The organism is Caballeronia choica (assembly GCF_001544535.1).
Lineage (GTDB): Bacteria > Pseudomonadota > Gammaproteobacteria > Burkholderiales > Burkholderiaceae > Caballeronia > Caballeronia choica.
The window spans coordinates 1-22,014 of record NZ_FCON02000095.1 but is presented as its reverse complement, the minus strand read 5'-3'; the positions used below and the strand labels follow the sequence as shown (position 1 = coordinate 22,014).

Below are 22,014 nucleotides of genomic sequence, written 5' to 3'. Positions count from 1 at the left end.
GGGCGGTTTAACTAGTGTGGACATGCTTTCCTCTGGATCAGTGACCGCTTATTTGCCCGAGAGCATCATGAGATGCTCGACGACCGGACCGAGCGCGAGCGCCGGTACATACGTCAGCGCGCCCACCAGCACCACCGTGCCAAGCAGCAGCACGACGAAGAGCGGGCCGTGGGTCGGCAGCGTGCCGGCCGTGGCGGCGATGCGCTTCTTGGCGGCGAGCGCGCCGGCAATCGCCAGCACCGGGATGATCGAACCGAAGCGGCCGAACCACATCGCGATGCCGGTCGTCACGTTGTAGAACGGCGTGCTCACGGTGAGGCCGGCGAACGCGCTGCCGTTATTGTTCGCGGCCGAGCTATAGGCGTAGAGAATCTCCGAGAAGCCATGCGGCCCGGGGTTCGCGATGCCGGCGGTACCCGCTGTGGTCAGCACGCCGATCGACGCGCCGAGCAGCACCAGGAACGGCGTCAGCAGCACGACGATCGCGACCATCTTCATCTCGTACGATTCGATCTTCTTGCCGACGTATTCCGGCGTTCTGCCGATCATCAGCCCGGCGACGAAGACCGCGAGCAACGCGAATACGAGCATCCCGTAGAGGCCCGAACCGACCCCGCCGAAGATCACTTCGCCCAGCTGGATCAACAGCAGCGGAACCAGGCCGCCCAGCGGCGTGAGCGAGTCGTGCATGTTGTTCACGGCGCCGCAGGATGCCGCGGTCGTCGCGACCGTGAAGATGCCCGACTGCGCAATGCCGAAGCGCGTTTCCTTGCCTTCCGCATTGCCGCCCGCCTGCAGCGCGGAGGCCGTCTGGTCGACATGCAGCGACGCGAACAGCGGATTGCCGGCCTGCTCCGCCGAGATTTCACCCCAGCACGCGACGGCAAACGCAATCGTCATCGCGGCGAGCACGGCGTAGCCCTGCCGCCGGTCTCCGACCATGCGGCCGAACACCACGCACAGCGACGCCGGAATCACCAGCATCGCGATCATCTGCACGAAGTTGGAGAACGGCGTGGGGTTCTCGAACGGATGCGCGGAATTGGCGTTGAAGAAGCCGCCGCCGTTGGTGCCAAGCATTTTGATCGCTTCCTGCGAGGCAACCGGGCCCATCGCGATCGTCTGCTTGTCGGCCTTGTTGTCCTGCATCACCGGGTTGCCTTTCGCGTCCTTGACGGCGTTGCCCTGGGCATCGGTCTTCGGCGTCTGGTAGGTCGTCACTTGCAGCGTCGCGACATCCTTATACGACTCGAAGTTCTGGATCGCACCCTGGCTGACGAAGATGAGCGACACCACGACGGCGAGCGGCGCAAGCACATATAGTGTGATGCGCGTCAGGTCCACCCAGAAGTTGCCGATGGTCGCCGCCGTGTGGCGCGCAAAGCCGCGAATCAGCGCGATGACAACAGCGATCCCGGTCGCGGCCGACAGGAAATTCTGCACGGTGAGCCCGGCCATCTGCGACAGATAGCTGGCGGTCGCTTCAGGCGAGTAGTCCTGCCAGTTCGTGTTGGTCACGAAGCTGACCGCCGTATTGAACGCGCCGTCGGCGCTCATCGGGCCGAAGCCTTGCGGATTGACCGGCAGCCACTGCTGCAGGCGCAGGAATCCGTACACGGCCAGTGCGCCAAGCGCATTGAACGCGAGCACGGCAAGCGCATAGCGCTTCCACGACATCTCGGCTTGCGGATCGACGCCCGCGAGCTTGTAAAGCACCGTCTCGATCGGACGGCCGACGCGGCGCACGATGACCGACGACCCGTCCATCACACCGGTGATGTAACGGCCGAGCGGAATCGCCAGCGCGATCAGGACGACGATGTAGAGTCCGGTCTGAAACAGGTTATTGGCGTTCATTCCAGGTCCTCCGCGCGCAGCAATGCGTACACGAGGTAGACGAATAAAAGCAGCGTCGAGGCGCTTGCGAGCCAAAGCATCCAGACAGTCATGGGCGGCCTCCCGGAGCACGGCGGAGCTTGTCGCAGCCAGCCGTCAGCGCCACGCACAAGCCGAGGAAAACGGCGATGCCAGCGATGTAAAGTAAGTCCATTCTTATGAGCTCCTGTAGCGAATTCGGACGAACTGAAGCGTAATCAAATCCATATAAACGCCCGGATAAGAGTCGGCTCGCGCGTGTAAAAAAGGTGTAAACACGGGCCAGTTGTGGACGCTCGGTCGTGGCGCGGAGACTGCGCGTGCGGCCCCGCTGCATGGAACGCGTTTACGTTTTCTTTATGCCGCGGCCGATGGTTTTGATCTTTTGTTTACGCGCGCTCGGCTAGGCTTGAACGGGGGACGAATCCCAGTTCGCGATCGTGAAAAGAACCGTCGAGTCGTGAGACGTCAGGAGGCGCCATGCTTGCCGTCGACAAGATACGAAACCTGCTCGTCGGCAAGCCGCTCGATCCCCTCGATCCGCGCACGCGCCATGCGATCGCCGTCACGCCGATTCTCGCGTGGGTCGGGCTCGGCGCCGATGGCCTGTCTTCCTCGTGCTACGGTCCCGAGGAAGCCTTTCTCGCGCTCGGCCAGCACACGTCGCTCGCCCTCTTCCTCGCACTCGCGACGGCGGCCACGGTCTTCATCATCGCGCTGGGCTACAACCAGGTCATCGAACTGTTTCCGACCGGTGGCGGCGGTTATCGCGTCGCCACGGCGCTCCTCGGCCCACGGCCGGGGCTCGTTTCCGGCGCTGCGTTGCTGGTCGATTACGTTCTGACAGTCGCGACCTCGCTCGCCAGCGGCGTCGACGCGTTCTTCAGCTTGCTGCCCGTCAGTGCGCAGGCGTTCAAGCTCGCCACCGAACTGACGCTGATCGTGCTGATGACCGGACTCAATTTCCGCGGCATGAAGGAATCGATCCTCGTGCTGCTGCCGATCTTTCTCGCGTTTGTCGTGCTGCATCTCGGGCTGATCGTCTATGGCGTTGCCGTGCACGGCGATCATCTGGCGACGGTCGTGCCGGGCGCGGTCGGCGAGGCCCGCCACATGTCGCAGGCGGTCGGCCCGCTGGTGGTCGCGGCCCTGCTGATGCGGGCTTTTTCGCTGGGCGGCGGGACCTATACCGGCCTCGAGGCAGTCTCGAACAACGTTAACATGCTCGCCGCGCCGCGCGTGCCGAACGGCAAGCGGACCATGCTCTACATGTCGACGTCGCTCGCCTTCACGGCGGGCGGGATCATCCTGCTGTACATGCTCTGGAACGCGCAGCATGTCGAAGGCCAGACGCTCAATGCCGTGGTTTTCGGTAGCGTGATCGACCGTCTCGGATTCGACTCGTCGTTCGCGCGGCATGCGTTACTCGCCGCGGTGCTCGCGTCCGAGGCCGGGCTCTTGCTGGTCGGCGCGCAAACCGGCTTCCTCGATGGGCCGGCGGTGCTGTCGAACATGGCGTCCGATTCGTGGGTGCCGCGCCATTTTCGCGACCTGTCCACCCGGCTCGTGCGGCAGAACGGCATTGTGGTGATGGGCGTCGCGAGTCTCGGAATCCTGCTCTGGACGCATGGCGACGTGACGATCCTCGTCGTGCTCTACAGCATCAACGTGTTCCTGACTTTTAGTCTTTCCCTGCTCGGCTTGTGCATCTACTGGTGGCGTCATCGCCGCGAAGGCGACCGGTGGCTGAGACACTTTGCGCTGTCGGCGCTCGGTCTCGCGGTGACGTCCTCGGTGCTCGTCATTACGCTGATCGAAAAATTCACGGCTGGCGGCTGGCTGACGGTGCTGGTGACGAGCGCGGTGGTTGCGCTCTGCTTTCTCATCAGGCGTCACTACACCGATACGCGGGCGCAGATCGCCAAATCCGATGCGCTGTTTGCGGGCGCCCCGCCCGAGGTCGGCGACGACGCGCCGACGAAGCCCGATCCGGCGCAACCCACCGCGATCGTGCTCGTCGGCAAGCATCGGGGGGCGAGCATGCACGCGCTGCTCTGGGTGAACCGGCTCTTCCCGGGACACTTCAGGAACGTGATCTTTCTCGCGGTCGGCGAAGTCGATGCCCAGAGCTATGAAGGCGCCGAGCACCTCGAACGTTTGCGGCAAACGATTGCGGCGTCGCTCGATTACTATGTGGCGCATTGTCGGCGGCACGGGCTCGCAGCCGACTATCGGATCGGGTTCGGCACCGATCCGGTCGCGGAATTCATGAAGCTCGCCGAGACCGCGATGGAGGAGTTTCCGAACAGCGTCTGCTTTGCCAGCAAACTGCTTTTCAGACGCGTCAACTTCCTGACCGCCCGGCTGCACAATCAAACGCCGCTCGAAATCCAGACGCGCCTGCATTTGCAAGGCAAGCAGATGGTGCTCTTGCCGATGAATGTCGAATGATGGATGGGGCATGCGGCAGGTTTCCACGCATACCCACTGCTCGTCGCAAGCCGCGCCATCCAAAGTGAATCAATGCGTCGCGCCGAGATGCCGGCCAAAGAATGCCTCGGCCGCCTCGATCGCGATGCGGTGCGTCTCGGATTGCCGAACCGCCAGCTTGCACGCGGGAGCGGTCGCGGTGCCTGCCGCGGTGCAGGACGAAAGGAAATCGTAGTGACCGACACCGGCAAGCCGGATCAGCGAAGCGCGCGGGACCAGCCGCGCCACGACGAGGCCATTTGTCGAAGGCGGCGCCGTCGTGTCGGCGTCGCCCAGGATGATTTCAACGGGTACGCGCAAGCGCGCGAGGCTCGCGGATTCCAAAGACTGCACGATGGCCGGCGCCATCACGAAAGCAGCGCGCACCTGAGGAATCGTGTGGTCGGCGCTGGCGCGAGCCACTTCGGCCTTGATCTCGGGATGCTCGAGCATTGCCTCGTAGTCTTGCGGCGTGACGTTGAATTCGAGTTGCGGCCGACAGATGCCGTCGTCGGGATGAGCGAGACAAAACTGTCTCAAGCGCAACGGCTGGACCCGGGCGCCCGCCGCGACAAGCGCGGTGAAACCTCCGGCGGAGAAGCCCGCGACACCGACCCGGGATAGATCCATGTGCGGTCCAATGGACGGGTCCTGCGTCGTCGCCGTCAGGGCGGCACGCAAATCCTCCGCGCGGTCCCACCACAACGACGCGCCCGCGACGGTCATCTTGTCGACTCCATTGTTGCCGGGATGATCCACGGCCACCACGATGTAACCCTTCCGCGCGAGGGCTATCCCGAACCAGCCCATGATCCTGGCTGTCCCGCCAAAGCCGTGGGACAGGAGGATCACGGGCCGTCTATCGTCGCCGGGTGCGAACGCCGCATCCGGCGCGACGGACCCGACCTCGAACAGCGGCCTGGACGGCGGGCCGATCGCAATGTCATGTTCGACGGCATCCGGGGCAGCCGGATACCAGACCGTGATCCGAAGTGCCGGGCGCTGCTCCGCGTCGCGCAGGCTTGCGGTTGCATCGGACGTCACGCGATGGGTTTCGCCGACGGTTGCGCCGTGCGCGAGGGTGGCAGCGAGGACCAAGAGCAATGCGCCCGCCGCGCTTGGAAGTTTCCACATGACCGGGCTTCCTCCTGTCCGAACTATCGATATGACGCGCATCCAGTCTTGCATGCCACATTGAAACACGGTGTGCGGATGATCGCCGACACGTCGCATTGAACCTGACCGGACCGAATAACGACTGAACAGTCGAGGCCAGCATGCGTACCCATCGGAGAACGTTTTCGACCCGCCCTGGAGGGGTCCGAGGCACGCGAAGTCCTCCAATGTCGGGTACAGGTCGCTGTTTTCGCAACGCGACACCCGGAAACCCTTTATTCTCGGGCCTCAGCCCATTGCGCATCGCGGCTTGCGTTGATACGCTATCGCCAGCCTGAGGAATTAGACCTTTGCGTGCGTCGATGACTACTCAAAGGCAAGGGTCTCAGGCCAACCCTTTGACCAAAGACGAGGAATACATGGCAAAAGCAAGCGCAACAAACTCCGCAGCCAAGGCCACGAAGAAGACTGCTGCGCCTGTCGCGAAGACGGCCAAGGCACCGGCGGTGAAGAAGGCAGCGGCGCCTGCCGCGAAGAAGGCAGTCGCTGCCGCGCCCCTGAAACCCATCAAGGACTCTTTCACGAAGGCGTCGCTCACCGTTCACCTGGCCGAGCGTGCGGGCGTTGAGCCGAAGGCCGCGAAGGCGTTGATGGCGGCACTGGAAGAAACGGTACTGGCCTCGGTTCACAAGAAAGGCGCCAAGGAGTTCACGCTGCCGGGCCTGTTGAAGGTGGTGGCTCAGGACGTGCCCGCCAAGAAAAAGCGCTTCGGCAAGGACCCGTTTACGGGCCAGGACAAGTGGTTTGCGGCTAAGCCCGCTTCCGTGCGCCTGAAGGTGCGTCCGCTGAAAAAGCTGAAAGACGCTGCGCTTTAAGGCAAGCCCTGGCAAAAAGAAACGCCCCTCGACGCAAGTCCGAGGGGCGTTTTTGCTGGCGTTGCGAAAGCGGCGGGCGCCCTGGCGCCCTCTCTCTTACATCGATGCCTGCGTCGACACCGCTTCGGATGCGGGGGCGGATGCGGCCGCTGCATCGGTGGCGTCAGACTTGGTGGGCGCTTTTTTCGCGGCAACGTTCTTGCCGCTTGCCACGCTACTTTTCGCAACCTTCTTCACTGCCGGCTTCGAAGTCTTAGTGGCCGCTGCGCTTTTAGCCGAAGTCGCAGTCGCTTTCCTGGCTGCTTTCTTTGCGGGCGACTTCTTCGCGCTCACTGCTTTCTTTGCCGCGCCAGTCTTTTTGGCTGCGGCCTTCGTCGTCGCCGCGCCGTTCGACGCTGCTGTTGCGGCGCCGTCGATGAGGAACTTCGTGCGGTCTTTAGCCGCCGCCAGCCACGCCGGCGTGGGGCCGCGTCCACTCCATGTCGCGCCGCTTTGCGGATCGCGATATTTCGCCGGCAACGGACCTTTGCTTTTTCCCGCGTGCGCGACCGCTCCCGCCGTGGCCGACGTCTTCTTGAGCGCGGCCTTCGCCTTGCTCACGACATTCGCGCCGACAGCCGCGCCAGCGTCAATCAAGAACTTCGTGCGGTCCCGGGCGTTTGCAATCCAGGCCGGCGGGCGCGCATGACCGCTCCACGTCGCACCCGTTTTCGGATCGCGGTACTTCGGCGGCAGCTTGCCCTTTGCCGGTCCCGATGCAGTCGATTTGGTTGCCTTGGTTACTTTAGTTGCCTTGGTTGCCTTGGTTGCCTTGGTTGCCTTGGTCGCTGTCTTGCGCGTAGCCGGACGCGCCGCCCCTTCGCCTGCCGGACGGCCAGCACGCTTTTTAGGAGCAGAGTGTGCGTCGATATCGGCGCTCGTCAGTCCGTGCTCGTCCATGAGCTTTCGGATGGCGGCGAGGGCGGCTTCTGCCTGCTTTGCAATCAAGGCCTCGGCCTGTGCTTGAAGTTTTTTCACTTTTCCTTGGATTTGTTCGAGGGTTGCCATCATGGTCTCCTTAACAGTGTCATGCCCGCACTATGCCACTGTTCAGGCCTTTAGCGAAGAGCGAGCCGCTCTAGAGAGGCGATTAGTTGTTACCGTGCGTTGCAGGCACACACGGCATCGCTAGCGCCTGGCGCATTCCCGACTGCGCTTTAGGCTTGCTTCCTGATGGCCGCCGGCAAATGAACGAAGGTCGGCAGAAGGTAGACGGCACGTGCTCCATCCATCCGGACGCATCGTGGCGTCGATCAGTTGAACGATATTCGCAGGCACGAGCGCACCGCACGTCATCGTCAAATCGGAGCGCAACGGGGGCTAGAATAGGGGTCGACCGCAAATTGGAGAAAGCCGTGGACGACCGTTTTGACAGACGAGAACTGCTGCTGCATGTTGGCGACGTGCTGGAAGCCCTAAGTCGTGTGGCCGGCACTGGCCGCCCCGACGCATCCGTGGCGCAACTGTTCAAGGACGAAAAGTCTTTGCATGGGTTCGCTTTCTTGCGTGGACTTGCGCCCACGATTAACGCAGCCGAATTCGGCAAACGAGCAGCAAGCGCGTATTCCCGGTGGCCCAAGGAACTGCTCGAAGAAGAATTGAATCGCGATGCTTTGGCCTCTTCCGTGCAGCACGACTTGTTCGGAGGAAATCCGGAAGGCTGGAAGGTCTACGTAGCGCACATCCGGCAAAACGTGAAGTGGTTCGCAAGCGGACTTCCCGAGATGCAATCCCAAGAGGTTACGCAGAAGACCCTTCACGACACGCCCGAATCAGTGGATTCCGCCGAGAAATCCACCGATGCGGCGGCGACGTCGGAATGGGGCGCGTCCGACGAAAAGCGCGGCTGGCCCTGGCCTCAGCCGGGTTCGACCTCCTGAACGTAACAGTCTGACGAGGCGCAGTTTCCGTTCCGCGCTGCTTGACGAAGGAATGGAGCGCGCCTTGCAGGCAAATCGCATGGGTCCGCATCCAGGGCTTTGAGACCGAGCTAGCGCCTGCGAAGGCTTGGCTGGATAGTGCAGGACGACATGTTATTTCGGCTCAGGAGACGCAATCTCTCCCGGCCAGACTTTCCGAGCGGCGTGAACGTCTGAATGCTTTAGGCAGCCGATACTTCATTGCGCCTGACGTAAAGATCGAGCCTGTCCAGGCCGATGGCATTCGCGCCGAATGGACGACCACGCCCGACGCCGGTCATCATGTTCCCGCATGGCGGCGCTTATTTCTCGGACGAGAGGCTGCTTGATCCGGATTCGACCGACACTTTGACCGATCTGGCGATAGTTCAGCCGTGACGTTTAGAAACGGGAGTTTGCTTAAGGCGCCCATGTCGGAAGACAAAGCCAAAGCACTCACGCGTCATGGTCGAACGGCAATTCCGCCTGAACCGGCTCCGGCACGTCGACGTGCTTTTCATCCGTGAGCGCGCTGACGCGCACGCCAAGCAGACGCAGCTTGCGATCCAGCGTGATCCGTTTGAGGCACTCGGTGGCGGCCCGGCGAATGGCGGTCGCATCGGCCGTGGGCGCAGGAATTGTCAGGTCGCGCGTGACGGTGCGAAAGTCGTCGAACCGCAACTTGATTCCGACGGTGCGCCCAAGATAACCCTTGCGCGCCAGGTCTTCAGCCACGCGCACGCACAGGCCCGTGAACGCCGCCGACAGGACCGCGCGGTCATGCCGCGGATGCAGGTCGCGCTCGAAGGTCGTTTCACGGCTCATCGACTTCGGCTCCGAACTCACGACCACCGGCCGGTCGTCATGGCCCTGCGCGATCTGTGCAAGCCACGCCGCATAACTGCGCCCGAAATGCGTCTGCAACACGCCAAGGTCGGCGGCTGCCAGATCGCCCACGGTGTGAAAGCCGAGCGCCGCCAGCTTCTCGCTCGCCTTTGGCCCGATGCCGTTCACCTTGCGCGCGGGCAGCGGCCAGATCCGGCGCTCCAGATCGTCCATCGTCAGGAGCGTAAGGCCATCGGGCTTGTCGAGTTCAGAACCGATTTTCGCGAGCAGCTTGTTCGGTGCAATGCAGATTGAACACGTCAGGCCTGTCGCTTCACGCACGGCCTGCTTCATGCGCGCGCCGATATCCCGCGCGTCGCCCGGGAGGTCGGTAACGTCGATGTAGATTTCGTCGATGCCGCGGTTCTCAATCTGCAGCGTGAAAGTAGCGATCGCCGCTTTGAAGAGACGCGAATAGTGGCGGTACGAGTCGAAGTCGGTCGGCAAGAGGATCGCGTCGGGCGCGAGTTGCGCCGCCTTCATCATGCCCATCGCCGAGAACACGCCGAGGGCGCGGGCTTCGTAGGTCGAGGTGGTGACCACCCCGCGGCCCGCATAGTCGCGCAACCGCCGGAAACGCCGACTGCCATCGGCAAGCGTTTCGGGTATTGCGTCGCGGCCGCCGCCGATCACGACCGGCTGGCCGCGCAGTTCGGGATAGCGCAGGAGTTCCACCGACGCGTAGAACGCGTCCATATCCAGGTGGGCGATACGGCGCGTGTCGAGAGTCATCGCGTCGCGAATGCAGCCGACGTGGCGGTCGCGCAGATGACGCGCTTCCAATCCGGCGATACTAGGGCATCGAGCGCAGCAACAGTTTCCACGGTTCAAGTTATTGGGCGAGAGGCATATATTAAACCAGCCACTCGCGGGCGACCGCTGCCGCTTGGGCTCGGGTGCTGTGCTGTTTACACCGTCCGATGCGCTCAGGCTTCGATGGTACTTGTATTAGTGCTGGTTTTGGCTCTGCCCCTGGCTAAGTCGTTGGCGCCTGGGGAAAGTTCGCGGTTACAACGAAGCCCCAGGCGCCCCCAGTCACCCCTCGACCGGCTGAAGAGAATGAAACGCAGCACCCAAAGGCCGCACCCGCATGTCCGGATCAAGACGTTCCCAAGGAAGATCAGCCGGATCGGCAGCCATCGGTCCCGGCGCTTTTGCCACGAGTATCGTCTCGGCAATCGCCTCGAAATCCGCCCGGAAGTGAACCGAACTCTTGTTCACGAGGATCTTCATCCGCTCGGGCTCGATACCCGCTACCCGGAACAGGTTGCGATCGAAGACCTGCATCTTGACCGAACTCACGGCAATCCTGACGCCTTCGATTCGCAAGCATGCGACCGGACCCAGCTCGCCCTGCATGCCATTGAGCATCGGACCATCGAAACGGAAGCGTCCATCCGACAGATGCTCGACCTCGAAGACGGCTTCCAGCGGCGCGTCGCCCCGAACCGCGGATCGGCCGCCCAAGGCCACTGAAATTCGCGCTCCGACACCCGCACGATGCGCGGCAGCCGCGGCATCGGCATCCCAGATCAGGCCCACCGCCGCATCGGTCGCGCCGTTCTTCAGCAAAGCCCGCACCATGCCCATGGTGTTCGAATCGCCGCCCACTCCGGGGTTGTCCTGCGTGTCGGCGATGATGACCGGCTTGTGCGCAGTCCGGCTTAACCGGATCGCCTCGAGCGCCGCTTCATCCGGGCTCAGGAAGGGGACATCCCAGCGCGCTTCTTCCGCGACCAGCTTCTCGAACAGTGCGTCAGCCGCGCGCTCGGCGGCCTCCTGGCTGAACGAATACGCCCAGATCGTCGGCCCGCACTCGGGAAAATCGGCCGCCGGAAAGCCGGGCGCGAACGAGACAGACACGACAGGTTCTTCCTCGAGACCTTCCAGCAACCCGTACACATCGCTGGCCGGCGCGACGAGGGTGCACATGCCGTTCACGGGGATCAGGAACGGGACCCGCCGAGCCGCGCGTTGCAACGGGCGACCTTCGGACACGAGGCGCTCGAGAATGCGGGCGGCGCGCTCGCCGGTCTCCGCCATGTCGACGTGCGGATAGGTCCGGTACGCCACCAGCGCGCTGGCATGCCTGAACATTCGCGCGGTGACGTTCGCGTGAAGATCCAGCGAGACGACCACCGGCATGCGATCGCCGACGATCTGACGCACCCGTTCGAGAATCTCGCCCTCGCCGTCGTCGAGATGCTCGGTCACCATCGCGCCGTGCAGGTCGAGATAGATCGCATCGAATCCGCCTTGCCTGACGGCGTCGATGATCTCGCCGCCGATGCGTTCGAACGCATCGGTCGTGACGTGGGCCGATGCGCTCGCGCCCGCCCAGATCACGGGCGTCAGTTCGTGCCCGTTCGCCTCGGCGGCCTTGATGAAGCCGCCAATCGGGACGTTGACGTCACGAAGCGCCATCACATCGAGGCCGCGAGCCAGCGGCGGAAAGCCTTCTCCCTGGATGAAGCTCTTATAAGACGCCTTGGTCGGCGCGAAGGTATTGGTTTCGTGCTGGAAACCGGCGATCAGGATCTTCATGATTTTTCACTCGCTATCGAACGGCACGCGCGACTCGTCGCTGCAACAGTCGGCGTGCGGGGTTTTCATATGACGACCGAAATACTTCAAGTCAAGGAAATGCGGGCCTAGGCTTTCTTGAGCGCCAGCTTGCCCGACAGGATCAGAATGGCCGCCGCCGTCGATACACCGGCCATGACGAGGAGACCCGTGTGCATGTTCCCCGTCCACGTCTTGGTCCAGCCGAACACAGCGGGCCCCCAGAATCCACCCAGCAGGCCAACTGTATTGATCAGCGCGATGCCGCCTGCCGCCGCGGTTCCTTCGACCAATTGCGAAGGAATGGCCCAGAACACCGTGTAAGCCATCCACAAGCAGGCGGTTGCAAAGGTCAGCGCCACGAGCGTCAGCGTCAGGTTGCCATCGGAGAATATGGCCGCGATCAGGCAAGCCGCGCCGGCGAGTGCCGGAATCGCACAGTGATAACGCCGTTCGCCGACGCGGTCGGAACTGCGACCGGCGAGGTTCATGCCGACCGCGGCCGCCACATAGGGGATCGCGGTGTACCAGCCCAGCCGGATCGTGTCGTTGACGCCCTGCTCTTTCAGCAGCGTGGGCAACCAGAAGCTGATCGTGTAGATCGGAAAGATGATGCAGAAGTAAGCGATCGCGAGCACATAGACGCGCGGGTTTCTCAACACAGCCTTGAATGAATCCGCGCGGTGCTGGCTCGGCGTCGTGTCGCGATTCAGCAGGAGCTTTTCGTCCTCGGTCAGCCAGCGTGCGTCCGCGGGCCGATCGGACAGGACGCGCAGCGTGAGAAGACCGAGCGCAATGCACGGCAGTCCTTCCACGAGGAACATCCACTGCCAGCCGGCAAGGCCGCCGACGCCGGACAGTGTCGTGATGAGCCAGGCCGAAACGGGACCGCCGACAATCCCGCCAAGTGGGCCGGCCACGAACACGAGGGCGATGGCACGCGCCATCCGGGACGGTCCATACCAGCACGACAGGTAATAGATCATGCCCGGCGCAAAGCCCGCTTCGAAGACGCCGAGCAGAAATCGCATCGCGTAGAAGGCGGGCACGTTCCGCACGAAGAGCATGCACGCCGACGTGATGCCCCAGAGCACCAGGATTCGGCTGAACGTCCGGCGGGCACCGACCTTCGGCAACAGGAGATTGCTCGGCACCTCGAACAGCACATACCCGAGAAAGAAGATGCCGGCACCGACGCCGTATGCCGCGTCCGAAAAACCCAGGTCGTGCTGCATCTGGAGTTTTGCGAAGCCGACATTGACGCGGTCCAGATACGCGAACATGTAGCAGGTGACAAGAAACGGCAAGAGCCGCCAGTTGAGCTTGTTATAAAGCGCCGAGGTTGTATCGCCGGCTGTCGTTGGAAGGATTGCTGACATGGGTGTCTCCCGGTTCCATTACGAATCCCTTTGCGAGGGGTTGATTCATGGTGGCAGGGCGAAACCCTAGTAGCAAGAGCAACTAAGTTCACATATCGTTGCCTTGCGAGCAACGCTACGAAGTCAGGGGAGAAAGGGATGCGCGAGATCAACCAGCAGCGCCTTCGGTATTTTCACGAGGTGCTCACGCACGGCACGATCCGCGGTGCCGCTGACAACATCAATACTTCGCCGTCCGTCATCACGCGACAGATCAAGCTGCTCGAAGACGAACTGGGCACCACGCTGTTCGAACGCCAGGCGCGAGGCGTCAGGCCGACGGAAGCGGCCGCTCACCTGCTCGAGTTCTGGCAGGGCTACCGCTCGCAACAGGAAAAGCTCGAGGACCAGCTTCATGCGCTGCGAGGGCTGCGGCAAGGCCATATCCAACTGGCCGTCAGCGAGGGTTACGTGGACACGCTCGTCGACGACGTGCTCGCGCCGTTCTGCGCCCAATATCCGGCGCTCGACATCGGCATCGAGATGATGGCCGTCGACGCGATACTGGAGGACGTTGCCGAGAGCCGGGCGCATATAGGGCTTGCCTATAACCCGCCGCCGCATCCTCGCATCGAGTACCGTGCAAGTTCGCATCAGCCCGTTGTGCTGCTGCTGAGAAGCGACCATCCTTTGGTGAAAAGAAAGGGACCGGCAAGCATCGACGACCTCCGCGCGTACCCGCTTGCACTCATGCCGCCGACGTTCGGCATTGGCCATGTCGTGAAGATGCTGGAGCTGGCCGAGAACATCACGATCCGTCCGACGATAACCACCAATTCGCTAAGCGCGTTGAAGCGATTCGTGACGGCGAATAACTGCATGACGCTGATCGGAGAATTTGCCGCGTACCGCGAGCTTGCGTCCGGCGAACTGACCACCGTCCCGATCGCGCATCAACTGTTTGAGGGTGCGCAGGCGAGAGTGCTGGTCAAGACCGATCGACCGCTCGCGCCTGGCCCGCTTGAATTGCTAAAGTGGATTCAGGAGCGCATGCCGATGTTTTCCGCGCCTCAAGCTGATGACTTGCCAAGGCCGCGGAAAGCGCGCCGCCGCAAAGGGTAATGCTGTGCGACGGAGGAGAGTGTCTCAAGCGAGCCTGGCGGCGCGGCAAAATGCAGCGTTCACGGAGGTCGACGGCGCAACATGCGCCTCACCGAACCGTTCGAATAGCGGCCCTTCGCGAGAACGATCAGTCGCGTCGCGCATGGCCGTTCACTTGATGTTCTCGTTCCAGTAAGTCTCGATTTGCTTGACGAGCGCCGGTGGCAACGAAACATAGTGCTCGGTCGCGGCGTCGGCCTGCCCTTCGGTGAGCGCCCACTTGAAGAATGCGAGCGCCGCCCTGGAACTGCCCGCATCCTTCGCCGCCTTGGGCAGAATCACGAAGACGACGCCGGTGATCGGCCATGCATCGGCGCCGGGCGCGTCGGTGACGATCTGATAGAAGTCCGGCTGCTGGGTCCAGTCGGCGGCGGTCGCGGCCGCACTGAAACTTGCGCGTGACGGCTGGACATACGCGCCGCTACGGTTTTGCACCGCTGCATAGGAAAGGTTGCGTTGCAGCGCGTAGGTCAGCTCGACATAGCCGATGGTCCCTTCAACGTTCTTGATATAGATCGCGATGCCGTCGTTGCCGGTCGCGCTGACGCCGGTCGGCCATTTGACCGAGGTTCCGGCGCCGACGCTCGCCTTCCATGCGCTGCTCGTCTTCGACAAAAAGCTGGCCCAGTTGAAGGTCGTGCCGGAACTGTCGCCGCGATGGACCACGAGGATTTTCATGTCAGGCAGGTGAATGCCCGGATTGATCGCGGCAATGGCCGGGTCGTCCCAGTTGACGATCTTGCCAAGGTAAATGTCCGCCAGCAGCGGACCGGTGAGACGAAGCTGCCCGGGGCCGACGCCGCCGAGATTCACCACCGGCACGACACCGCCGATCACCAGCGGAAACTGCGCGAGCCCGGCGGTGCGGAGTTCATCCGGCATGAGCGGCATGTCCGACGCGCCGAACGTAACCCGCGCCGCCTTGATCTGCCTGACGCCGTTGCCCGAGCCGGTGGGCACGTAGCTCACCTGCTGCCCGGTTTTCATGTAATACGTCGCGGCCCATTTCAGGAGCAGCGGATAAACGAATGTCGAGCCGGCGCCTGAAATATCCGCGCAACGTGCCGACGCGGCATGGACCGCGACGATGCACACGAGCGCGATACGGAGCAGGTGCTGCCATCTTTTTAGCATTAGTTTCATCGTCGCACTCTCCCGTGAACCTCGGCGCGCCGTGTCGCCTGGGTAGCAGCAATTGCAAGAAAGCGAAGCCGCGTCGCGTCGACCGGATCGTTCGTTGACAAAGCCACCGCCTATGATCTTAGATGGCGCAGACCCGTTTTCCAAAGCTGAATTCGTTCGCTGGCGCTTGGGATCGGGGTGTTTAGGCAGAGCGGTGCCCCAGAAGCACACGCCCATCCATCGGCGTAAGCACAACCTACGGTTTCAACACCCGTCGCGTGGGCGCGTCAGCCCTGACCCGCCTCGACGCGTTGCGTCGCGCCTTCAGCTTCTTCATCCAGATGACGAGTCCGGTCGCGCTCAGGAGCGCAACCGTCAACCCCATGAAGCTGATCGCAATTCGCCCCGGCAAACCGACGATCCGTCCCGAGTGCAACGGAAACTGGGATTGCATGAAGATATCGCCCGCCGAGCCGCGGCCGGGAACGCTGCCGCCGACCTGTTGCCCGGTCGTGGCGTTCCAGTAGGTCCACGCATTGCCGAGGCCGCGAAGGTCGTAGTCACCGCCGGGCGTGAAATAGCCCACGCCATAGAGATTGAGTGCGGCCACTTCGAACGTCGCGCCGGGGGCCGACTCGAGTTTCATCTTCCGCCCCGCGATGGCTGCCAGCTCGACAATGCGCTCCCGGCTCAAACGCGCCGCACCGGGCCTCGCCGGCTGCGCCATGTTTTCGGGCGTCGGCGCGAGCGTCGAGAAGAATGAGACGAGCGGGCGCATCACCGGCTTTTCGAGATTCATCGAGATCGATGTCAGGGCGATCACGCCCAGCATGGCCCAAACCCAGACGCCGCCCGACCGGTGCAGGTCGAACACGAGCGCATAGCCGCCGCGCCGCACGCGAAACATCAGCGACTTGCGCCAGGTCTTCGGGCTCGGAAACGCCAGCACCAGTGCGATCACGCTATCGAACAGCCACACGATGCCCACAATGCCGAGCAGCCACACGCCGATGGCGATGCCGCTCGTCGTCGTCGGCAGATAGAGCGTGTAGTGGAGCTGGTAGAGGAACGGCATCAAATTGAGCCGCGCGACGGACAGCGCACCCCATTCGCGGCGCGCCTGGACGATGCCGGTGGCGGGATCGATCGCCAGTTGATTGAAGCCGAGTTCGTAAGGGGCTTGCGTCGCCGGATCGAGCCGGCCTTCCACGCGCACTTGCAACGTGCTTCCCGGCTCCACGCCAAGCGGCAGATACGTGATGTGCAGGCGCGGATCGGCGGCTTCGACGCGATTGGCGATGTCGAGCGGCAGAAGCGCTGGCGCGTCGGTCCGCGCGTAGTAGAACTCGGGGTTCAGCGCGGCATCGAGTTCGCGATTCCACGCGATGACCGCGCCGGTTACGCCGGAAACGAACAGGAACAGCGCGATGCCGATGCCGAACCATCGATGCAGTCGGACGAACACGGGTCTCATGCGGAGAACGCCGAACGCGTCCGTCGCATCATCGAATCGCCACGCCTGAACATCAGAACAGCAACGTAGCGCTCGCGACAGCCGTGCGCGTCGCCGACGGCTGGACGTAGTAGCCCCAAGCCGTCGTCCAGTAGTGGCGGTTGAACAGGTTGTTGATGCCCGCGCGCAATGTCACGTCCTTCCCGGCGATGCGCGTGTCGTAGCGCCCGCTCAAGTCGTACGTGACATAGGCCGGCACGAACTGCGTGTTCGCGGCATCGACGGCCATGCTGCTGACATACTTGCCGCCGAACGCAAGCGTCAGCGGACGCAGGTAGGACGGGTTGTATTCCACGCGCCCGGTCGCCGTGAAGCGCGGCGCGCCATACACGCGCTTGCCTTCGATCGCCGGATCGTCGACGTCGACCGCCTTCGTATCGAGCCACATCACGCCACCCAGCACGCGCCAGTCGCTCGCGAGCTGGACCCAGCCGCTTGCATCGACGCCGGTATAGCGCTTGGTGCCGTCCTGCACGAAGACGTTCGACGTGTTGGTGTAGTTATAACCCTGGTCGATGCGGAACAGCGCGAGATTGGCGCCCCACTTCTGGTGGTCCGACTTGAAGCCGACTTCGTACTGCTTGCTCCTGAGCGGACCGAACGTCTGCGGGAAATTGACATTGAGGTTCGACGCGGAGCCGCCCTGCTCCAGCGACTGGACGTAGCTCGCGTAGAGCGTCGAATACGGATCGGTCTTGTACATCAGCGCGAAGGTCGGCGTCACCGGGCTCGCGTCGTATTGCGACGCCACCGTGCCGCTCGGATCGTACGTGTGCTGGCGGAACTGCGTGTAGCGCACGCCGAGCAGTGCCGAGAAACGCGAGTTGAACTGCACGGTGTCGCTCGCATAGACCGCGGTCTGCGTCGTGAGCGACTGCCGGTAGAGGTTCTCGCCGATATGCACGTCGGCGTTGGTGAGCAGCGTGCTGCGGTACAGGTTTCCTTCGCCGAGCGGATAGCCGACGTTCCAGCCTTCGCTGTTGTCGTACTCGCTGACCTGCGATTGATAACCCGCGCCGATCACGACATCGTGCTTCACACTGCCCGTCGCGAACTGGCCCTGCACCATCGCATCGACGTTCTGATAGAAGTAGCGCGTCAATGCGGCGTACAGCGTGTTCGAGTAGTTGCCCGCGTTGTCGGTCACGAACAGCAGGCTGTCCGAGTTGGTGCGGTTTTCCTTGGCGAAGCGATACTTCAGGCTCGCATGCCAGTTTTCCGAGAGACGATAGTCGAGGCCCGCGCCGACCGACGCCATCTCGGTCTCGTAGAAGTTTTGCGGCTGCGTGAGCGCGTGCGTAACCTGGCTCGCGTCGGGAATGCCGACCCCCGGCCCAAACATGATGCCGAACAGCGTGCCGTTGGTCTTGCGCTTCTGATAGAACGCGTCGGCGCTCAGGGTCAGGTCCGGCGTGATGCGGAAGTCGAACGCGGCCGACGCCACCTGACGTCGCAGATGCCCGTGGTCCTCGGCGGTGTTGCCTTCCTCGTTCACGAGATTCACGCGGTAGCCGAAGCGCTTGTCGTTACCGAAGCGCCCGCCGACATCGACCTTCTCGCTGAACACGCCCGCCGACTGATAGCCGATCGAGATGCTGCGGTACGGATCGTCGGTCGGGCGCTTGAGCACATAGTTGACGATGCCGCCCGGCGCGCCGAAGCCGTACATGAACCCCGACAGGCCCTTCAGCAACTGCACTTGCTCGAACGGTTCGAGCGAGAGGTCCGTGTCCCACGACGGGAAGCTCTGGCCGTCCACCTTGATGCCGTTCAGCGTATCGATCGGCAGGCCGCGCACGGTGAACATGGCGTTCTCGCCGATCGTATTGCTGCTGATGTTCGCGACCGCCGGGTCGTACTTGAAGAGGTCGTTGGCGGTCTGCGCCATCAGGTCCTCGCCCTCCTCGGTCGATACGACGTGCGTCGAGAACGGTGTGTCGACCTGCTTGCGCGACCCCAGCGCGCCGCCGTCGATCTTGTCGGTTTGCGTGGCGGCGTCGTCGCGCGATGCGGTGACGGTAACGGCCGGCAAGGTCGCGGCATCGGCCGAGGCGGCCTGCGCCCAGCCCGTCGATGACAGCGTGGAAAGCGAAATGCCCACGCTCACCATCAGCGCGGCGTTGAGAAGCGACGGGTTGCGGCTCGCGGCGCGCACAAGCGCCGGACTTCCGGCGACGAAAAAGGTCTGCATATTGTTTTGAGTTGAGCAGAGGCGCACGCCGTGCAGCCTTCAAATAGCTGCGCGTCATCGCTCGAAGCGTGTGTTGTGTTGCGCGTTTTAAGCGGAGAATTAAATGGCGAGCGCCATCTTAAATGAAAGTCATTCGCATTTACAAGCGGTTTTTTACAGAAATTACAGTCGGCGGTTCAGATGCGCCTTCTTGAGCGTCGATGCGCCTAACGCAGCGATCCAAAAAACGCCTGCACGTCCGCAGCAAGCAACGCCGGCTGTTCGAGCGCCGCGAAATGGCCGCCTCTTGGCATGACGGTCCATCGACGAAGGTCGGTAAACACGCGCTCGGCGGCCGATCGCGGCGGCCGGATGATCTCGCGCGGGAACGCCGCGTGAGCGGCCGGCACGGAGATCGTGTCGCCCGGCGGCAGGATGACCGCGCCGTGCAAGCGGCCGTAGTACGGCCAGAACGACGCATTGATCGACCCCGTGAACCAGTACAACGCGATATCGGCAAGCATGCGATCCCGGCTGATGGCCCGCTCGATATCGCCCCCGCAGTCCGACCACGCGCGGAATTTTTCGACGATCCACGCAGCGAGGCCCGCCGGCGAATCCGTGAGGCCGACAGCGAGCGATTGCGGGCGCGATCCCTGAATCGATGCGTAACCGGCCTCTTCCAGCGTCCAGTGTGCGAGTTCGTCGAGGTAGCGGCGTTCGTCGTCGGTCGGATTCGGATAGGCGGCGGGATCGCGGCTCACCGCCGACAGCAGGTTGACGTGGATGCCGATCAGCGCGTGCGTGCGTGCATAGGCGAGCCGGCTCGCAATGGCCGCGCCCCAGTCGCCGCCCTGCGCGCCGAAGCGCTCGTAGCCCAGGACTTCGTGCATCAGGTCGAACAGGCAATCGGCCATCGCGGGAACGTCGAAGCGCGGCTGGTTCGGGCTGAACGACAGGCCGTAGCCAGGCAGCGACGGAACCACGACGGTGAACGCGTCGCGCGGGTCGCCGCCGAAGCGGGCCGGGTCGGTCAGGCGCGGAATGATTTCGAGGAACTCGAACACCGAGCCGGGCCAGCCGTGCAGGAGCAGCAGCGGCATCGGCGCGGGCCCGTTGCCGAGTATGTGGAGAAAATGCAGGTCGATGCCATGCAAGCCGACCTTGAATTGCGGAAACGCATTGAGCGCCGCTTCCTGCGCGCGCCAGTCGAAGCCCGTGAGCCAGTATTCGACGAGATTGCGCAGATACGCCACGTCGGTGCCGAACTGCCATGCGTCGCCGGGCGCCTGGTCGGGGAAACGCGTCCGCGCGAGGCGCGCGCGCAGATCGGCGATGTCTTCATCGGCAACGTGCAGGGAGAACGGAACTGGCGTCTTGCTCATGGCGTAGCCCACCTTTTGGCTGTTTGTCGCGAACACGGCCCGGCGAAAGACAACAGATTAGCAGCGCGAGCGAAACCCGGCTCGATCGCGTTTTTCGCTTGACATGCAACCAAATGGTTGCATAATGACGCCATGGACGACGACGCGGTTTTTCGTGCTCTGGCGGACGCGAGCCGACGCATCTTGCTGGACCGGCTGTACGCCAGGAACGGCCAGACGCTGGGCCAACTGTGCGAGGGGCTGGACATGACGCGCCAGGCGGTCGCCAAGCATCTGGCGATCCTGGAGCACGCGAACCTCGTCTCATGGAAACGGCAGGGGCGGGAGAAGCTGCATTTCATCAATCCCGTTCCGATCAACGAGATCGCGGAGCGCTGGATCGGCAAGTTCGAGCGTCCGCGATTGAGCGTGTTGTCCGATCTCAAGAAAGCCCTTGAAGGAGATGAGCATGACTGACGCATCCAGCACTTTCGTCTATGTCACCTTCATCCGCACCACGCCCGAGCGGTTGTGGTTGGCGTTGACGAGTCCCGAGTTCACGAAGCAATACTGGTTCGGCGTGCACCACGACACCGACTGGAAAGTCGGCTCTTCGTGGCAAATGGTCTTTCCGGACGGCCGTATCGCGGATACGGGCGAGATCGCCGAAAGCGATCCGCCGCGACGGCTTGTTCTCAAATGGCGCAACGAGTTCAGGCCGGAGTTGAAGGCTGAAGGCTATTCGCGCTGTGTCATCGAGATAGAACAGGAGGACGGCGCGGTGAAGCTGACCATCACCCACTCGATCGACCGCGACGGTTCGCAACTGATCGGCGCCGTGTCGGGGGGCTGGCCGCGGATTCTGGCGAACCTCAAGTCGCTGCTCGAGACTGGAGAGGTGCTGTTTACCAAGAAGGTAAGCTGAACATTTCAGTTTGACATTGGGAAATTCTGGTTGATGCGCTTGGGGTTGGGGCTGTTGGGCTGTTTACGCCGTTTGATGCGCTTGGGCTTCTATGGAACTTGTTTTGGTTTTGGTTTATTGGCTCTGCCCCTGTCCGGGGCGGGATGGATGATCGCTGGCGCTTGAGGTTGGGCTGTTTACGCCGTTTGATGCGCTTGGGCTTCCATGGAACTTGTATTGGTTTTGGTTTATTGGCTCTGCCCCTGTCCGGGGCGGGATGGATGATCGCTGGCGCTTGAGGTTGGGCTGTTTACACCGTTTGATGCGCTTGGGCCTCCATGGAACTTGTTTTGGTTTTGGTTTATTAGCTCTGCCCCTGTCCGGGGCGGGATGGATGATCGCTGGCGCTTGAGGTTGGGCTGTTTACACCGTTTGATGCGCTTGGGCTTCTATGGAACTTGTTTTCTTTGTGGTTTATTGGCTCTGCCCCTGTCCGGGGCGGGACTCACTTTCTTTGCTGCTGCAAAGAAAGTAAGCAAAGAAAGCAGCTTCACAACGCCAATCCTTGCCATGCGCCTCCAGAATGTTCCCTCGGAGTGGTCCAACCGGGGGAGTGTCGTTAGCGGGGTTTCATCGTTGTTGGCATGTAGAAGAGGCGCGCACGTCGCACCGCTATACGAAGTGGACCAGCAGTCATTCATCC

Annotated in this window: 17 protein-coding genes; 6 read left to right on the top strand and 11 right to left on the bottom strand. The window is 62.7% G+C overall.

Translation table 11 applies throughout. From position 1 onward, the window contains the following. Positions 1-48 precede the first annotated feature (48 nt). Together kdpA and kdpF are read right to left on the bottom strand one after the other, a co-directional pair. Complete coding sequence (gene kdpA / locus AWB68_RS29780; RefSeq protein WP_087647909.1) at positions 49-1,857, bottom strand: potassium-transporting ATPase subunit KdpA; 1,809 nt, start codon at positions 1,855-1,857, stop codon at positions 49-51. Beyond that, complete coding sequence (gene kdpF, locus AWB68_RS29775) at positions 1,854-1,949, bottom strand: K(+)-transporting ATPase subunit F (protein WP_087647908.1); 96 nt, start codon at positions 1,947-1,949, stop codon at positions 1,854-1,856. The genes kdpA and kdpF overlap by 4 nt, the downstream gene beginning before the upstream one ends. A 406-nt stretch (positions 1,950-2,355) precedes the next feature. Here kdpF and AWB68_RS29770 point away from each other — a divergent pair, with 406 nt between their 5' ends. Further along, the gene (locus tag AWB68_RS29770; RefSeq protein WP_087647907.1) at positions 2,356-4,326 is read left to right on the top strand and encodes an APC family permease; all 1,971 of its coding nucleotides are present in this window, start codon (positions 2,356-2,358) and stop codon (positions 4,324-4,326) included. Positions 4,327-4,395: 69 nt separating this feature from the next. Here the strand turns inward: AWB68_RS29770 and AWB68_RS29765 are convergent, their stop codons facing one another. After that, positions 4,396-5,478 carry an alpha/beta hydrolase family protein gene (locus AWB68_RS29765; protein WP_087647906.1) on the bottom strand — a complete coding sequence of 361 codons (1,083 nt, stop codon included), beginning with the start codon at positions 5,476-5,478 and terminating at the stop codon, positions 4,396-4,398. A 401-nt stretch (positions 5,479-5,879) separates the two neighbouring features. Here AWB68_RS29765 and AWB68_RS29760 point away from each other — a divergent pair, with 401 nt between their 5' ends. Continuing rightward, positions 5,880-6,335, top strand: coding sequence for an HU family DNA-binding protein (locus AWB68_RS29760; RefSeq protein ID WP_087647905.1), 456 nt, complete (start codon positions 5,880-5,882; stop codon positions 6,333-6,335). 96 nt (positions 6,336-6,431) lie between these two features. Here the strand turns inward: AWB68_RS29760 and AWB68_RS29755 are convergent, their stop codons facing one another. Next, complete coding sequence (locus tag AWB68_RS29755) at positions 6,432-7,352, bottom strand: H-NS family nucleoid-associated regulatory protein (RefSeq protein ID WP_327383574.1); 921 nt, start codon at positions 7,350-7,352, stop codon at positions 6,432-6,434. A gap of 377 nt (positions 7,353-7,729) precedes the next feature. Here AWB68_RS29755 and AWB68_RS29750 point away from each other — a divergent pair, with 377 nt between their 5' ends. Then, positions 7,730-8,254: a hypothetical protein gene (locus tag AWB68_RS29750; protein ID WP_087647903.1), complete on the top strand. Its 525-nt coding sequence runs from the start codon at positions 7,730-7,732 to the stop codon at positions 8,252-8,254. Between the two features lie 474 nt (positions 8,255-8,728). On the opposite strand, the gene dinB is transcribed toward AWB68_RS29750, so the two are convergent. The 3 genes from dinB to AWB68_RS29735 all read right to left on the bottom strand — a co-directional run bounded on the left by dinB (position 8,729) and on the right by AWB68_RS29735 (position 13,098). Continuing rightward, entirely contained in the window at positions 8,729-9,889 is a 1,161-nt protein-coding gene (dinB, locus tag AWB68_RS29745; protein ID WP_087647916.1) for a DNA polymerase IV, read from the bottom strand. Between the two features lie 303 nt (positions 9,890-10,192). Continuing rightward, positions 10,193-11,701: a M81 family metallopeptidase gene (locus AWB68_RS29740; protein ID WP_087647902.1), complete on the bottom strand. Its 1,509-nt coding sequence runs from the start codon at positions 11,699-11,701 to the stop codon at positions 10,193-10,195. A 107-nt stretch (positions 11,702-11,808) separates the two neighbouring features. Beyond that, positions 11,809-13,098 (bottom strand): MFS transporter, encoded by a 1,290-nt coding sequence (locus AWB68_RS29735; RefSeq protein WP_087647901.1) that lies wholly within the window; start codon positions 13,096-13,098, stop codon positions 11,809-11,811. A gap of 138 nt (positions 13,099-13,236) precedes the next feature. Between AWB68_RS29735 and AWB68_RS29730 the strand changes: the two genes are divergently transcribed. Continuing rightward, entirely contained in the window at positions 13,237-14,199 is a 963-nt protein-coding gene (locus tag AWB68_RS29730) for a LysR family transcriptional regulator (protein WP_087647900.1), read from the top strand. A 150-nt stretch (positions 14,200-14,349) separates the two neighbouring features. Here AWB68_RS29730 and pstS read toward each other — a convergent pair whose 3' ends face one another. The 4 genes from pstS to AWB68_RS29710 form a co-directional block, all read right to left on the bottom strand. Beyond that, positions 14,350-15,381, bottom strand: a complete 1,032-nt coding sequence (pstS, locus tag AWB68_RS29725; RefSeq protein ID WP_235028566.1) for a phosphate ABC transporter substrate-binding protein PstS — start codon at positions 15,379-15,381, stop codon at positions 14,350-14,352. Positions 15,382-15,616: 235 nt separating this feature from the next. Further along, complete coding sequence (locus tag AWB68_RS29720; protein ID WP_087647898.1) at positions 15,617-16,834, bottom strand: PepSY-associated TM helix domain-containing protein; 1,218 nt, start codon at positions 16,832-16,834, stop codon at positions 15,617-15,619. Between the two features lie 52 nt (positions 16,835-16,886). Further along, the gene (locus AWB68_RS29715; protein WP_087647897.1) at positions 16,887-19,064 is read right to left on the bottom strand and encodes a TonB-dependent siderophore receptor; all 2,178 of its coding nucleotides are present in this window, start codon (positions 19,062-19,064) and stop codon (positions 16,887-16,889) included. A 206-nt stretch (positions 19,065-19,270) separates the two neighbouring features. After that, on the bottom strand, positions 19,271-20,428 hold the full coding sequence (locus AWB68_RS29710) for an epoxide hydrolase family protein (RefSeq protein ID WP_087647915.1): 1,158 nt from the start codon (positions 20,426-20,428) through the stop codon (positions 19,271-19,273). Positions 20,429-20,560: 132 nt separating this feature from the next. On the opposite strand from AWB68_RS29710, the gene AWB68_RS29705 reads away from it, so the two are divergent. Further along, the gene (locus AWB68_RS29705; protein ID WP_087647896.1) at positions 20,561-20,884 is read left to right on the top strand and encodes an ArsR/SmtB family transcription factor; all 324 of its coding nucleotides are present in this window, start codon (positions 20,561-20,563) and stop codon (positions 20,882-20,884) included. Then, positions 20,877-21,332, top strand: a complete 456-nt coding sequence (locus AWB68_RS29700) for an SRPBCC family protein (protein ID WP_087647895.1) — start codon at positions 20,877-20,879, stop codon at positions 21,330-21,332. The genes AWB68_RS29705 and AWB68_RS29700 overlap by 8 nt, the downstream gene beginning before the upstream one ends. Positions 21,333-22,014 lie beyond the last annotated feature (682 nt).